At 60.8% G+C, this 13,987-nt stretch carries 12 protein-coding genes; 2 read left to right on the top strand and 10 right to left on the bottom strand.

What is annotated here, in order from left to right:
• Window positions 1–64: 64 nt before the first annotated feature.
• Genes ACR9ZQ_RS35460 through ACR9ZQ_RS35440 form a run of 5 tightly spaced genes read right to left on the bottom strand, consistent with a single transcriptional unit; the run spans window position 65 to window position 6,033 of the window.
• Window positions 65–1,579 (bottom strand): ABC transporter substrate-binding protein, encoded by a 1,515-nt coding sequence (locus tag ACR9ZQ_RS35460; RefSeq protein ID WP_481430102.1) that lies wholly within the window; start codon window positions 1,577–1,579, stop codon window positions 65–67.
• 19 nt (window positions 1,580–1,598) lie between these two features.
• Window positions 1,599–3,308 carry a dipeptide ABC transporter ATP-binding protein gene (locus tag ACR9ZQ_RS35455; protein WP_310382645.1) on the bottom strand — a complete coding sequence of 570 codons (1,710 nt, stop codon included), beginning with the start codon at window positions 3,306–3,308 and terminating at the stop codon, window positions 1,599–1,601.
• Window positions 3,305–4,156: an ABC transporter permease gene (locus ACR9ZQ_RS35450; protein WP_310382646.1), complete on the bottom strand. Its 852-nt coding sequence runs from the start codon at window positions 4,154–4,156 to the stop codon at window positions 3,305–3,307. Before ACR9ZQ_RS35450 ends, ACR9ZQ_RS35455 begins: the two co-directional genes overlap by 4 nt.
• Window positions 4,153–5,091, bottom strand: a complete 939-nt coding sequence (locus ACR9ZQ_RS35445) for an ABC transporter permease (protein WP_113182767.1) — start codon at window positions 5,089–5,091, stop codon at window positions 4,153–4,155. The genes ACR9ZQ_RS35450 and ACR9ZQ_RS35445 overlap by 4 nt, the downstream gene beginning before the upstream one ends.
• 51 nt (window positions 5,092–5,142) lie before the next feature.
• On the bottom strand, window positions 5,143–6,033 hold the full coding sequence (locus ACR9ZQ_RS35440; protein ID WP_310382647.1) for a proline iminopeptidase-family hydrolase: 891 nt from the start codon (window positions 6,031–6,033) through the stop codon (window positions 5,143–5,145).
• A gap of 125 nt (window positions 6,034–6,158) precedes the next feature.
• On the opposite strand from ACR9ZQ_RS35440, the gene ACR9ZQ_RS35435 reads away from it, so the two are divergent.
• Complete coding sequence (locus ACR9ZQ_RS35435; RefSeq protein WP_310382648.1) at window positions 6,159–6,941, top strand: helix-turn-helix transcriptional regulator; 783 nt, start codon at window positions 6,159–6,161, stop codon at window positions 6,939–6,941.
• A gap of 53 nt (window positions 6,942–6,994) precedes the next feature.
• Window positions 6,995–7,909: a proline iminopeptidase-family hydrolase gene (locus tag ACR9ZQ_RS35430; protein ID WP_310382650.1), complete on the top strand. Its 915-nt coding sequence runs from the start codon at window positions 6,995–6,997 to the stop codon at window positions 7,907–7,909.
• Window positions 7,910–7,951: 42 nt separating this feature from the next.
• Here ACR9ZQ_RS35430 and ACR9ZQ_RS35425 read toward each other — a convergent pair whose 3' ends face one another.
• The 5 genes from ACR9ZQ_RS35425 to ACR9ZQ_RS35405 are packed head-to-tail and all read right to left on the bottom strand — an operon-like array spanning window position 7,952 to window position 13,987.
• Window positions 7,952–8,863 (bottom strand): ABC transporter permease, encoded by a 912-nt coding sequence (locus ACR9ZQ_RS35425; RefSeq protein ID WP_310382651.1) that lies wholly within the window; start codon window positions 8,861–8,863, stop codon window positions 7,952–7,954.
• Complete coding sequence (locus ACR9ZQ_RS35420) at window positions 8,860–9,960, bottom strand: ABC transporter permease (RefSeq protein ID WP_481430101.1); 1,101 nt, start codon at window positions 9,958–9,960, stop codon at window positions 8,860–8,862. The genes ACR9ZQ_RS35425 and ACR9ZQ_RS35420 overlap by 4 nt, the downstream gene beginning before the upstream one ends.
• Window positions 9,957–11,480: an ABC transporter ATP-binding protein gene (locus ACR9ZQ_RS35415; RefSeq protein WP_481430100.1), complete on the bottom strand. Its 1,524-nt coding sequence runs from the start codon at window positions 11,478–11,480 to the stop codon at window positions 9,957–9,959. Before ACR9ZQ_RS35415 ends, ACR9ZQ_RS35420 begins: the two co-directional genes overlap by 4 nt.
• Window positions 11,481–11,483: 3 nt before the next feature.
• Window positions 11,484–12,584: a BMP family ABC transporter substrate-binding protein gene (locus tag ACR9ZQ_RS35410; RefSeq protein WP_481430099.1), complete on the bottom strand. Its 1,101-nt coding sequence runs from the start codon at window positions 12,582–12,584 to the stop codon at window positions 11,484–11,486.
• Window positions 12,585–12,607: 23 nt separating this feature from the next.
• Window positions 12,608–13,987, bottom strand: coding sequence for an amidohydrolase (locus ACR9ZQ_RS35405; RefSeq protein WP_481430098.1), 1,380 nt, complete (start codon window positions 13,985–13,987; stop codon window positions 12,608–12,610).

Below are 13,987 nucleotides of genomic sequence, written 5' to 3'. Positions count from 1 at the left end.
TTTCCCGTCGGCAGAATGGTCCGCCGCGTTTGGCGCGGCGGACCATGTCACAACGATAACATACTCAGTTCTTGACCGTGTCTTCCAGGAAGAAGCGGCCGAGCGGGTTCTGGTAGAAGTTGTCGATGTTCTTGCGTGCCACGTTGATGTAGGGGCTGTAGTAGAGATCGATCCAGTTGACGTCCTCCTTCGCCGTCTTCTGCAGGTCGATATACATCTGCTCGCGCTTCTTGGAGTTGAGTTCCAGGCGGGCTTTGGCGACCAGCTCCTTCACCGCTTCGTTCTTGTAGTTGGTCGAGTAGTTGTTGTTGGAATCGTGGCCGAGCACGAAGGTCGTCTTCTGGTCCGGGTCGAGAATGTCGTTGGTCCAGTAGTTGACCGAGATGTCGTAGTCGCCTGCAACCGTCATGTCCCATTCTTGGCTCGGATCGACCTTCTGCAGGTTGGCGGTGATGCCAGCCTTGGCGAGCTGTTGCTGCAACAGCACCGCGGTCTGCTCATCCACCTCGTCGCCGGCGCGGATCAGGTAGTTCAGCGTCAGGTTGGAGACACCGGCATCGGCCAGCAGCTTCTTGGCCTTTTCCGGATCATAGGGGCGCTGCAGGTTGTCGGCGTAGTAATAGAGCGCACCCTTCGGAATGTAGGAATTGGCGACCGTGCCCTGACCGAAGGTGACGGCATCGACGATCGCCTTCTTGTCGATTGCGAGATCGAGCGCCTGGCGCACTTCCTTCTTGCCGAGATCGCCATGCGCATGGTTGATCAGCAGATGATCTTCACGCGTCGACGGATCGATCAGCACGTTGAGGCCGGCATCCTTCTTCAGCTCCTCGACGCGCGAGAAGGGTACGAAAATGGCGGCATCGAGCTGGCCTGCTTGCACGTTCAGCATGCGGGTATTGTCATCGGGCACCGAGATCCATTCGACGCCATCGAGCTTCACACGGTCGGCCTGCCAGAAGTTCGGGTTCTTCTTCAGGATGACGCGGTCGCCGCGCCGCCATTCGTCGACAACGAAGGCGCCGGATGCGATCGGCTTTTCGGCGTAAGCGTCCGCGCCCATGGATTCGATGCCAGCCTTGGAGATGACAGAGGCATTCGGCAGCGCCAGCGTCGACAGGAAGGGCGCGGACGGATTCTTGAGCTTGATCGTCAGCGTGTGCGGATCGGTTGCGACGGCGGTATCGATCACCTTGTAGGAATCGCTCCAGAGCGAGCCTGCGTCATCGCGGATACGCAGTAGGCTGAAGGCTGCATCTTCCGCCGTCAGCGGCGAACCGTCGGAGAATTTCGCGTCGCGGATCTTGAAGGCATAGGTCAGGCCGTCGTCGGAGACGGTCCAGCTTTCGGCAAGGCCGGGCTCCAGCTTGGTGCCGGTCTTGTCGACGCGGATCAGCACGTCATAGACGTTGGAGAAGACCCAGTTGTCGATGTTCTGCGCCGTCTTGATCGGATCGAATGTCGTCGAATCTTCTCGACGACCGATGGTAAGCACGCCGGCGGCTTCGGCGTAGGATGCGCTGAGGGTCAGGCCTGCAAGAAGCGCTGCAAGCCCGATTGATTTCCATCTGGTGATCATGCGTTCGTTCCCTTCGTTGTTATGGCATGCGTTTGACGGGTAGTGCCGGAACCGATTGCAGCTCGTCTTCCAAACTGGTTTTGCTCAGAAGAGGCTTGTCCGGATCGATGTCGGGAATCGCGGCAATGAGTGCTGCGGTATAAGGATGTTTCGGCCGCGCGAAGACCTCTTCCGAGAGGCCTTCCTCGACGATCTCGCCGTGATACATGACGACGACGCGTTCGCAGAGATTGCGCACGATCGCCAGGTCATGGGCGATGAACATTAGCGTCAGGTTCATCTTGGCGGTGAGCTCGCGGAAAAGCGCGATGATCTGTGCCTGGATCGTGACGTCGAGGGCCGCAACACATTCATCGGCGATGATGAGCTTCGGATCGACGGCAAGTGCGCGGGCAATGCCGGCACGCTGACACTGGCCGCCGCTCATGCTGCGGGGTTTGCGATTGGCAAACTCCCGCTCCAGCCCGACAAGATTGAGCAATTCGCCGATTCTTTCCGGAATGGCCGATGCCGGCACCTTGCCCTGCACCTTCAGCACCTCGGCAAGCATCTGCCCGATCGTGAGGCGCGGATTGAGTGCGTTATAGGGGTCCTGAAAGACCATAGCCGTCTTACGCCGTAGCTTTGCGAGTCCGGCAGCCCGCTGCTGCGCGAGATCGATCCCTTCGAAGGACACATGGCCTGAGGAGATCGGCGTCAGCCCCAGCACGGCGCGTGCGAGCGTGCTCTTGCCGCTGCCGGATTCGCCGACGATGCCGATGGTTTCGCCCGGCATGACCTGCAGGCTGACGCCGGAAACGGCGCTCACCGTCTTGGCACTGCCCTTGAACAGGCTGCCGCCAACCTTGAAGCGCACGTGCAGGTCGTCGATTTCAAGAAGCGGCTTGGTCGATGCGGCCGAAGACACGACCTGCGGCGCCGGCATTGGCGCCTCGTCCGGCATGGAGGGATGGCTGTTGATAAGATTGATCGTGTAGGCGTCCTGCGGCCGGGAGAGAATTGTCCGTTTCGGCCCCTGTTCAAGCAGCTTGCCGTTGCGCATGACGGCGATGCGGTCGCAGGTCTGGGCGACGATGCCGAGATCGTGGGTGATGAGGATGATCGACAGGCCACGTTTTTCTCGGATCTCCAGCAAGAGTTTCAGGATCTGCGCCTGGATTGTCACGTCGAGTGCCGTCGTTGGCTCATCGGCGATCAGGATCTTCGGGTTGCAGGAGAGTGCCACGCCGATCATGGCGCGCTGGCGCATGCCGCCGGAAAATTCGTGTGGATAGCTGTCATATTGGCGAACGGGATCGGGAAAGCCAACCTGTGTGAGGATCTCGATGGCCGCCGCCCGCGCTTCCTTGGCGCTGAGCCTCTGATGATAGCGGATGCCCTCGGAAATCTGGTCGCCGATGCGCATGACCGGATCGAGATGGCTCGTCGGATTCTGGAAGATCATACCGATCTCGCCGCCGCGAACTTCCAGCATCTCGGCATCGCTTGCGGTCGTCAGATCGCGCCCCTCGAGCAGGACGGTGCCGTCCTCGATCCTGATCAGAGAGGAGGGCAGCAGCCGGACAAGTGAGCGGCAGAGCAGGCTCTTGCCCGAGCCGCTTTCGCCGACGAGGCCGAGGATTTCGCCCTTGGCGAGATCAAGGGAAACATGGTCAATCAGCGTTCGCACGCCGCCATCGAGATGAACCTTGACCGTCAAGTCGCGGACGGAAAGGACCGAAGCGCTCATTCGTGAACTCCGAGAAGTTCGCCGAGCGCATCACCCAGCATGCTGAAACCGAAAGCAAGGCAGACGATCGAAAGGCCAGGGAAAAGCGTGATCCACCAGGCCGTGGTGATGAAACTCTGGCCTTCGGCAACCATGACGCCCCATTCGGCGAGCGGCGGCTGCACACCGAGGCCGAGATAGCTGACCGCTGCGCCGCTGAGCAGCACCAGTGTGGCATCCGACATCGAAAAGACGATAGAGCCGGCAATCGCATTCGGCAGGAGATGACGGAACATGATCCGGAAGCGGCTGAAGCCGAGGCTGACGGCTGCGACTGCGTAGTCGCTGCTTTTCAGCACCAGCATCTGCGCGCGGATAAGGCGCGCATAGGAGACCCAGCCGACCAGCGCCATGGCAATATAGAAGCTGCCGAGGCCCGGCCCGAGGATGGCGATGATCGACAGCATCAGGACAAGGAATGGGAAGGCGAGAATGATATCGACGAGGCGCATGAAAACCGCATCGACGATGCCGCCGAAGAAGCCGGCGATCGTGCCGACCGTCGTGCCGATCAGGAACGGGAAGATAACGCCGATGACGGCGATCTGCAGATCGATGCGGGCGCCCCATATGACGCGCGAAAGTATGTCGCGGCCGAAATTGTCCGTGCCGAAGAGATGGGCGAAGGAGGGTGACTGCAGCCGTACATCGGCATTCTGCAGGATCGGATCATAGGGTGCGACCAACGGAGCGGCGATTGCCAGAAGCAGAAAGAACAGGAGAATGCCGACGCCGATGACGAGCGTCAGCCGGTGGCCGAGGAAACGGCGCCAGGCGACGGGAGAGAGGGTAAAGGCATCGACGCTCATAGCTTCACCCTCGGATCGACGGCGACGGTGACGATATCGGCAATGAAATTGACGAGCACGGTGGCGCAGGCAAAGGTCATGGCGACACCCTGAACGACCATGTAATCGCGCGAGAAGATGGCGCGCACCAGCAATTGGCCCATGCCGGGCAGGGCAAAGACGCTTTCCACGACGACAGTGCCGCCGATCAGCCAGCCAATGTTGACGGCCAGGAGATTGATCGTCGGCACGAGCGAATTCGGCAGGACATGCCGCCAGAAGACGATACTCTCAGGCATGCCGCGAGCACGCGCGGCGGTTGCCACATCGGATTTCAGGGATTCAATCATGGCGGAGCGCAAGCTGCGGGTCAGCACTGTCGAGAGCGACAATGCAACGGTCAACGCAGGCAAGATGAGATGGGAGAGCTTGTCGCCTAGTGTTGTGCCGTAGCCGGAAACGGGCAGGACGCCGAGTTCGACGCTGAAAAGAATGATCAGCATCAGGCCGAGCCAGAAAGGCGGAAAGCCGATCCCGAATGTGGAGATGACGCGTACTGCATGATCAGGCGCCCGGCCAGCGTTGCGAGCTGCGATCGCCGACATCGGCACGGCGATCAGGATCGACAGGATGACACTTGTCAGGACCAGCGCGATCGTCGGCTCGATGCGCGTGGCGATCAGCGGAAATACGTCGATCTTGTAGAGGATCGACTTGCCCATTTCGCCATTCGCGAGGTTCTTGAGGAAGTAGAAATATTGCAGCCACATCGGCTGATCGAGGCCGTATTGGGCGCGGATATTGGCAAGGGCGGCGGGCGTGGCGCGCGTGCCGAGAATATTGCGGGCGGGATCACCGGGGATCAACCGCACCAGAATGAAGGTGATGACGCTGATGCCGAAAATGACAGGCAGAAACTGGACCGGCCGGGTCAGTATGAATTTATAACGATGCATGGCGGCGCTCGCCCCCTTGTCTTCGGCGGGTTCCGATCACCTGATCCTGCATCAGCTTGCCCTGTGCCGCGACAGGAAATCGACCAGCGCGGGATAATAATCATGCGGATTTTCATAAAACGGCATGTGGCTGGCATTGGCGAAAACCTTGAGTTCGGCATTCGGCAAGGCAAGCTTCATGCGCAGCGCGCAGGCCGGCGTCAGTTCGTCATGTTCGCCCGTGGTGATCAGCACCGGCGTCGTCACACCAGGCAGTTCGGGGATGCGATTCCAGTCCTTCAGGTTGCCGATATAGAGGAATTCGTTCGGACCTTGCATGGTCTCATAGGGACCCATGTTCCAGTCGTCGAGTGAGCGGCGCACGGGGGCCGGCCATTCCGGCAGGCGGCAGACATGGCGATAATTGAGGATCGTCACCGCCGCCTGATATTCCGGATGATTATAGGTGCCCTGCGCCTCGTGTTTCTGCATCATCGCCACCGTCTCGGGTCCGAGGGCGGCGCGCAGCCGTTCCAGTTCGGAAATCAGGTGCGGCATGTCGGCAACGGTATCTTCCAGGATCAGCGTCTGCAGGTTTTCCGGATAGGTCAGTGCGTAGTCGATCGCCAGCCAGCCGCCCCAGGAGTGGCCGAGCATATGCACCTTGCCGAGGCCGAGTGCCTTGCGCACCGTCTCGGTCTCCTCGACATAACGGCTGATGGTCCAGAGCGATGCGTCGGTCGGTCTGTCGGAGGCGCCAGTGCCGAGCTGATCGAAGGCCACCACGCGATAGCCTTTGTCGATGAGACAGGAATGGGCCTCGCGCAGATAATCGCAGGGCAGACCCGGGCCACCATTCAGGCAGAAGACGGTCTCGCTGCCGTTCCCGAAGCTGTAGGCGACCACCTTGTAACCGTCGACTTCGATCTCATGTCGCGTCTCAGGCTCGATTTCACGCCACATTGACCGCTCCGGCAGAAGATTTTGCTTGCTCAATAATTGGGCATGGCTAAATTTTTACCTTAAACCATAGCCTTTGCCAGCTATAAGAAGTGATAGGGTGGTGAACCACCGACCGGGAGCCTGCCATGCTTGACGAAATCGGAACGATCAGACGGCAATTCTCAGCCCATCAGACGCTGGACGGGCGTATCGATCAGGTTTTCGCGGCGATGAAAGAGATCGGTTTCGAGGCCCTGATCTACGACTACACACCGGTGCCTTATGACATTGACGGGGCGATCATGATCCCGTCACTGTTGAAGCTGCGCAATATTTCCGAGGACATGCGGGAATACTGGTTCGACCGCGGCTACTTCCGCATCGATCCCGTTCAGCAGGTGGCTCTGCGCACCTCCGCTCCCTTCTTCTGGAATTACGACCGGGATGCAGACACGCTCATCAATCGCTTCATGAGCGATGACACCGCGCCGGTGACGCGCTATCTCAGCGAACGTGACATGTCGACGGGTGTCACCGTTCCCGTCCATATGCCCCGAGGCGACTATGCGACGGTGACCGGCATCCGTTTCGGTGCCAACAGCGATTTCGAGCAGCATGCGCTGCGCTACATCGCCGATTTCAACCTGCTGGCCCATGTCTTCCACGAAGCTGCCTATTCGCTTTTCGATGCCAAGGCGTTGAGCGTCGGCAAGGTCCGCCTGACGGAGCGGGAGCGCGAATGTTTGCGCCATTCGGCAGAGGGCCTCTCGGCCAAGGAGATTTCGCGCATCATCGACCGTTCGGTGCCGACCGTCGTTATGCATCTCAATGCGGCTGCCAAGAAGCTCGGCGCTCGCAACCGCACGCAGGCCGTCGTGCGGGCCACGCATTACCGACTGCTGGAAGATCGCCCATCCTATAACTTCTGATAGCTGCCTTCGCCTTTTCGGCCACGCTATGGTCTCCATCATTGCCCTAGAGGATGGAGATATCTGTGGCCTCAGTTCCGACGAAGGAAGCCTTTTTGCCGTTTCGCGAATACCGGACATGGTATCGCATCACCGGTTCGCTTGATTCCGGAAAACTGCCGCTCGTCGTCGCCCATGGTGGTCCCGGCTGTACGCATGACTATGTCGATTCCTTCAAGGGCATCTCGGAGCTCGATGGCCGCGCCGTCATCCATTACGATCAGCTCGGCAACGGCAACTCGACCCGGTTACCCGAGAAGGGGCCGAATTTCTGGACGCCGGCGCTCTTCCTCGAAGAACTCGATGCGCTGCTGAAGCATCTCGGCATTCAGGATCGCTACGCCTTCCTCGGCCAGTCCTGGGGCGGCATGCTGGGTGCCGAACATGCAGTGCGCCAGCCGAAGGGCCTGAAGGCGCTCGTCATCGCCAATTCGCCTGCCAACATGCATACCTGGGTGGCAGAGGCGAACCGTCTGCGTGAGGAACTGCCGCAGGAGGTGCAGGATACGCTGCTGAAGCATGAGGAAGCTGGCACCATTACCGAGCCGGACTATGTTGCCGCCTCGCGCGTCTTTTACGACCGGCATGTCTGCCGTGTTTCCCCATGGCCGCCGGAAGTCGCGCGCACTTTCGCGATCATGGACGAAGACAACACCGTCTACCGCAACATGAACGGCCCGACCGAATTCCACGTCATCGGCACGATGAAGGACTGGACGATCGAGGATCGCCTGCCGCTCATCGAGGCGCCGACGCTTTTGATCTCCGGCAAATATGACGAAGCGACACCGCTCGTCGTCAAACCCTATGTCGATCGTGTGAAGGGTTGCGAATGGGTGCTCTTCGAGAACTCCAGCCACATGCCGCATGTCGAGGAACAAGAGCTTTGCCTCGACATCGTCTCGGCCTTTCTCACCAGGCATGATTGATCGCAGTCAGCGGCCTGCGCCATCAGTGCGGGCCGCATTCTGCTATCGCTCGAATGGCTCGCCGAGCGAGGCGACGCCATTGAGCTTCAGCAGGCGACGATCTGCCGAGATGATGCCGAGCACAATGATCGTCACGAGATAGGGCAGGCAAGCCAAAAGCTGAGAAGGCACGTCGAGCCCGGTTGCCTGCGCGGCAAGCCCCATCAGCGATACGGCGCCGAAGAGGCAAGCCCCGAGGAAGATCCGCCCCGTCAGCCAGGTTCCGAAGACGACGAGCGCAATGGCGATCCAGCCGCGGCCGGCGATCATGCCATCCGCCCAGAGCGGCGTATAGATCGTCGATGCATAGGCGCCGGCAAAGCCCGCCATCATGCCGCCGAATGCGACAGCCGCGAAGCGTACGGCGATGACGGAATAGCCGATGGCGTGAGCGGCCTTCGGGTTTTCGCCGACGGCGCGAATGACGAGACCCACCTTGCTATAGGCAAACGTCGCCCAGATCGCGAGTGTCACCAAAAGCGAAAGCCAAACGACGATATCCTGGGTGAACAACCCGCCAATGAGAGGAATGTCGGAAAGGCCGGGAATGGTAATCTTCGGCAATGCCTTGACGGTGAGGCTCTCATAGCTCTTGCCGAACAGTGCCGACAGGCCCTGACCGAGAATGCCGATGGCAAGCCCTGTCGCGACCTGGTTTGCGTTGAAGCCAAGGATGATCCCGGCAAAGACTAGCGAGAGCAGGACGCCGCCGATGCCGGCCGCGATAAACGCCAGAATGTGGCCGCCGCCGTGATAGACGATGATGAATGCGATGACGGCGCCGAACGCCATTAGCCCTTCGACGCCGAGATTGAGCACGCCCGCGCGCTCGACCACAAGCTCGCCAAGCGCTGCAAGCAAAAAGGGCGTCGCTGCCGCCAGCATGCCGGCCAGGATGAACTCGATGGCATTCATGATGGGCTCCGGACGGCGACAGGACGCCAGGCAAGGTGGTAGCGGACGAAGGCGACGGCGATCAGATAAGCGAGCAGCAGGCTGCCCTGGAAAACGCGGACGGCTGCGATCGGCAGATTGGCGGAGACCATGGCGTTGTCGCCGCCGATGTAGAGGGCCGCCATGATGATCGACGATATGACGATGCCGATCGGATGCAGCCCGCCGAGATAGGCAACGATGATGGCAGCATAGCCGTAACCGGTCGAGATCGAGCGCTGCAGCTGGCCAAGCGGGCCGGCGACTTCGGCTGCGCCCGCAAGACCGGCGGCTGCGCCACCGATCAAGAGCGACAGCCAGATTGCCCAGCCCTCTTTGAAGCCGGCATAGCTCGCAGCACGTGGCGCCAGTCCGCCAACCTGCAATTTATAGCCGGTGAAGCTCTTCTGCATGAAGATCCATGCTGCGACGGACAGCAAAACGGCGAGGATCAGCGAAACATTGACGCGCGTTCCCTCGATCAGGATCGGCACCATCGCGTCATACTGAAACATCACCGACTGCGGGAAGTTGAAGCCATTCGGATCCTTCCAGGGGCCGAGCAGCAGATAATTGAGAAGCTGCACCGCAACGAAGCTCAGCATCAGCGAGACCAAGATTTCGTTGGCGTTCAGCCGGACACGCCAGAAGGCAGTCAACGATGCCCAGAGCGCGCCGCCAATGGTGCCGAGCAGCAGCATCGCCGGCCAGATCCATTGGCCCGTCGCATCCGGCCACCAGATCGGAATGGCGGAGGCAAAGATTGCTCCGAGCACGAATTGCCCTTCGGCGCCGATGTTGAACACTTTGGCGCGGAAGCCGATCGCCAACCCCTGCGCGATCAGCAGCAGCGGTCCAGTCTTCAAAAGTACTTCGGAGAAGGACGCCCAGGAAAAGAAGGGTTCGATCAGCATCGCATAGATGACCGCAGCCGGATCACGCCCCATGACGACATAAAGGCCGAGATTGAGGATGGTCGTGATGACAAGCGCGATGGGCGGGGCAAGCAGGGTGGCGGCAAGCGAGGCGCGCTCCCGGCGGACGAGGGTTGGCAGGGCGGCAAACAGAGGTCTGCTCATGCGATCGCTTTCTCGCGCTGCGACTGGGCGCCGATCATGTATCGGCCGATATCTTCGGGTTTGGTATCGCGCGTGACGAGCGGCGGGCTCAGCGTGCCGTGGTGCAGGACCTGGATGAAGTCGGTAAGTTCGAACAGTTCCTCCAGCTCCTCGGAGATGACGAGGATCGCCATGCCTTCGTTGCGCAGCGTGATCAGCCGCTTGCGGATTGCCGAGGCTGCGCCGATATCGACGCCCCACGTGGGCTGGGCAAGGAAGAGCAGTTTCGGTGCCAGCATGATTTCTCGCCCGACGATGAACTTCTGCAAATTACCGCCCGAGAGTGAGCCGGCTTCGGCCTCGGGGCCACGCGTGCGCACGTCGTAGTCCCGGATGCACTCATTGGTGAAGGCGGTCGCCTGCGCCTTATCGAGCAGGCCGCGTCTGACGAGGTTCAGGGGATGGGCGGTCAGCAGGCTGTTGAGGGTGAGCGACATCTCGGGAACTGCGCCACGGCCGAGTCTATCCTCCGGCACGAAGGCAAAACCAAGCTGCCGGCGGGCCGCCGAGTCCAGCGTGCCGACATCCTTGCTCATCATGAAGATCTGATCGCGTTGTTCCCGCGGCAGGATCGTTTCGCCGGAGATCAGCGCCGCAAGCTCGCTCTGGCCATTGCCCGAAATGCCGGCAATGCCGAGGATCTCGCCGGCGCGCACGGCCAGGCTGATCTGAGAGAGCGGTACTGCGAAAGGATCGTCTGGCCTGTAATCAAGGCCAATCAATTCCAGCCGCTTTTCACCTTCGGCAAGCGGCAGCGCCGGCATGGGCTCCGGCACGTCGCGGCCGATCATCATGCGGGCAAGGTCATGGGCGTCATGCTCGCGCGGGTCGACATGGCCGGTCACGCGTCCACCGCGCAGGATCGTCGCCCGGTCGCAAAGCGACTGGATCTCTTCCAGCTTGTGGGAGATGAAGAGGATGGAAACGCCGCCATCACGCAGCCGGCGCAAGGTCTCGAACAGCTTCTCCACGGCCTGCGGCGGCAGGACCGATGTCGGCTCGTCGAGGATCAACAGTTTCGGATTGGTCATCAGGCAGCGGATGATTTCCACTCGCTGCCGCTCGCCGACGGAAAGCGAATGCACATGGGCGAGCGGATCGACCTCGAGGCCGAACTCGTGCCCCAGCTTGCGGATGCGCTCAGCCAGTTCGGCTTTCTTGCCAGCCACGATAAGCCTGATGTTCTCGACCACCGTCAGGCTTTCGAACAGCGAGAAATGCTGAAAGACCATGCCGATGCCGGCACGCCTTGCCTCCGCGGGGGAGGCAAGGCTAAGGGGGTGCCCGTTCCAGGCGACGGTTCCGCTGTCCGGCTGCTCGACGCCGTAGATCAGCTTCATCAGGGTCGATTTTCCGGCCCCGTTTTCTCCGAGGATGGCATGGATCGAGCGGGGAGCGACGTCGAGGTCGATCTGCTGGTTGGCATGGACCTGGCCGTAGCTCTTGGAGATGCCGCGCAGCGACAGGAGCGGGCTTACCATGGCTTACTTCGGCAGTGGCGTCTTGACACCCTTGACGTGCCAGTCCATCGCGACGATCTGGGCGTCCGTCAGCGTCGCACCCGAAGCAGCACCTTCGCTGCCATCGGCCTTGGTGATCGGACCGGTGAAAGGCGAGAAGCTGCCATCGGCGATCTTTGCCTCGATTGACTTGATCTTGCTCATCGTATCGGCCGGGATTGCCGGGTTCCAGTCGACGACTTCGACCACCTTGTCTGCGACGCCGAGAAAGGTGTTGGCGCCCTTGAAAGTGCCGGCGAGATGGGCATCGACCGAAGCCTTGAAGAAGGGCGACCAGTCGGTGGCGACGCAGCCGAGATAGGTCTTTTCGGCATATTTCTTCATCGAGGAGTTCAGGTTGAAGGCATAGATGCCGGCTTCCTCGCAGGCAGAGATCACCGAAGGCGTATCCTGCGCATTGGAGAAGATCACGTCGCAACCCTGCGAGATCAGCGCCTTGGCGGCTTCCTGCTCCTTGGCCGGATCGAACCAGGAATTGACCCAGACGACGGAGACTTCGATGTCAGGCTTGACGGACTGCGCGCCGAGCGTGAAGGCATTGATGGAGGTGATGAGTTCCGGAATGGCAAAGGCCGAAACCGAGCCGAGCTTGCCGGTCTTGGAAACGGCCGCCGCCGCCATGCCGAGCAGGTAGGTGCCCTGGAAATATTTGGCGGCGAAGGGTGAGAAGTTCGGCGCGACCTGGAAGCCCGATGCATGCAACACGGTGACCTTGGGATTGCGGCGGGCGATCTGCAGCGCACCATTCTGATAGCCGAAGGAACCGGCGATCAGGAAATGGTTTCCGTCGGCGACCGTCTTGTTCATGATGCGGTCGGCATCCGGGCCTTCGGCGATGTTCTCGATAACGGTGACCTTCACCTTGTCACCATAGGCGGCCTTGATCGGATCGATGCCGGCGGCAAGTGCATGGCCCCAGCCGACATCGCCGATCGGCGAGGGCACGACGAGAGCGATGCCGAGCGGTTCGTCGGCAGCAAGTGCGGAGCGGCCGGCAAAGGCGGTGGCGAGGCCGGCAGCGGCCGCGCTCTTCATGAGCGTTCTTCGGGTCAGATTGTTGGACATGTCAGTTCCCCTCTTTTGGTTCTTCAAAATTCGACGGTCGCGAGCGCCGCTTCGGCGTCCGCAAAAAGCTTGAATTCGTCGAGGCCGGTGAATTCGCCTGCCTGCCAGACGATGCGCCCATTGATCATGGTGAGGTCGGTCGGCATGCCGATCCCGACCTTGGCGATCAGGCTCAGCGGATCGTGGCGCGTGCCGACATAATCCATCCGCCGCGTATCGATCGCGAAGAGATCGGCGGCCATGCCCGGCGCCAGACGGCCGATATCACTGCGTCCGAGTAGGCTTGCGCCGCCCGTCGTTGCGTGGCTCAGGAAGTCGACCGGCGGCGGAACCGGATGACTGCGCGTCGATGCCGCCAGGCATTGCAGCATATAGGCGGAATGGATGCAGTGCATGAGGTTCGAATTGTCGTTCGAGGCAGCCCCATCGCAGCCGAGCCCGACGCGAAGGCTAAAGGCTGACATTGCGGGAATGTCGGTGACCTCGGCGCCGACGAGATAGACCGGCTCGGGGCAATGGGAGACGCCGGTGCCGCTTGCCGCCATCTTGCGCAATTCGTCATGCGTCAGTTCCCAGCAATGGGCATAGAAGGTATCCGGGCCGGCAAAGCCCAGTTCAGCGCAGTAATCTACGGTGCGCATGCCGTGCCGCGCCTCAATGACAGGGCTTTCCCCTTCGCCGACATGCGTGTGCAGAAACACACCGCGGTCACGGGCAAGTGCAACGGATTCGACGAAGGTCTCACGGTAGCAGTTGACCGGCTGGCAGGGGGCGACAACCACCTGCCGCATGCTGAAGGGGCTGGCATCGTGGTAGCTGTCAATCAGCCGGGCGCAATCGGCGATGAATTCGTCCGTCGTTTCCAGCATGGCATCCGGGATCGTCGACCCCTCGGACTTCGGCAGCGTGTTGCCGCCGCGGCCTGCATGGAAGCGCATGCCAAGAAGCTCAGCCGCCTCGAACTGGCGGTCGATCAGGCGTTTTCCGGCATGGCGGGGGAAGCAATATTGATGGTCGAAGGCCGTTGTGCAGCCATGTTTGATCATCTCGGCCATGGCAGTGACTGAGGAATGGTAGAAGCAATCCTCATTTAACCGCGAGAAGATCGGGTAGATCCGGTCCAGCCATTCGATGACCGACAGTTTCGTCCAGTCGAGATCGGCCCGGTTGCGCACGAAGCACTGGAAGAAATGGTGATGCGTGTTGACGAGGCCCGGATAGACGAACCAGCCGGTGGCATCCTGGACGATCGTGCCGGAAGGCAGGGGCTCCTGCGACAGGTTCACGCCAATTGCCTGGATCGCCGAACCATTGGTCAGCACGTCCACGTTCCGGCGCACACTTGGTCCGTTGCCCTCGTCGACGATGACGGCTGCGCAGTTCTTCAGGAGGTAGCCGGCCAT

It is taken from the genome of Rhizobium sp. KNZ14-9A, assembly GCF_056755015.1.
Note: the sequence above shows the minus strand (reverse complement) of the source record. Positions and strands in the feature narration are given on the sequence as shown.

Excerpts from the sequence above, each read along its gene's own strand:
- ACR9ZQ_RS35450 (WP_310382646.1), bottom strand. The coding sequence starts at position 4,156 with ATGAGCGTCGATGCCTTTACCCTCTCTCCCGTCGCCTGGCGCCGTTTC.
- ACR9ZQ_RS35425 (WP_310382651.1), bottom strand. The coding sequence starts at position 8,863 with ATGAATGCCATCGAGTTCATCCTGGCCGGCATGCTGGCGGCAGCGACG.
- ACR9ZQ_RS35445 (WP_113182767.1), bottom strand. The coding sequence starts at position 5,091 with ATGCATCGTTATAAATTCATACTGACCCGGCCGGTCCAGTTTCTGCCT.
- ACR9ZQ_RS35440 (WP_310382647.1), bottom strand. The coding sequence starts at position 6,033 with ATGTGGCGTGAAATCGAGCCTGAGACGCGACATGAGATCGAAGTCGAC.
- ACR9ZQ_RS35435 (WP_310382648.1), top strand. The coding sequence starts at position 6,159 with ATGCTTGACGAAATCGGAACGATCAGACGGCAATTCTCAGCCCATCAG.
- ACR9ZQ_RS35460 (WP_481430102.1), bottom strand. The coding sequence starts at position 1,579 with ATGATCACCAGATGGAAATCAATCGGGCTTGCAGCGCTTCTTGCAGGC.
- ACR9ZQ_RS35410 (WP_481430099.1), bottom strand. The coding sequence starts at position 12,584 with ATGTCCAACAATCTGACCCGAAGAACGCTCATGAAGAGCGCGGCCGCT.
- ACR9ZQ_RS35415 (WP_481430100.1), bottom strand. The coding sequence starts at position 11,480 with ATGGTAAGCCCGCTCCTGTCGCTGCGCGGCATCTCCAAGAGCTACGGC.
- ACR9ZQ_RS35405 (WP_481430098.1), bottom strand. The coding sequence starts at position 13,987 with ATGGCCGGCTACCTCCTGAAGAACTGCGCAGCCGTCATCGTCGACGAG.
- ACR9ZQ_RS35455 (WP_310382645.1), bottom strand. The coding sequence starts at position 3,308 with ATGAGCGCTTCGGTCCTTTCCGTCCGCGACTTGACGGTCAAGGTTCAT.
- ACR9ZQ_RS35430 (WP_310382650.1), top strand. The coding sequence starts at position 6,995 with ATGGAGATATCTGTGGCCTCAGTTCCGACGAAGGAAGCCTTTTTGCCG.
- ACR9ZQ_RS35420 (WP_481430101.1), bottom strand. The coding sequence starts at position 9,960 with ATGAGCAGACCTCTGTTTGCCGCCCTGCCAACCCTCGTCCGCCGGGAG.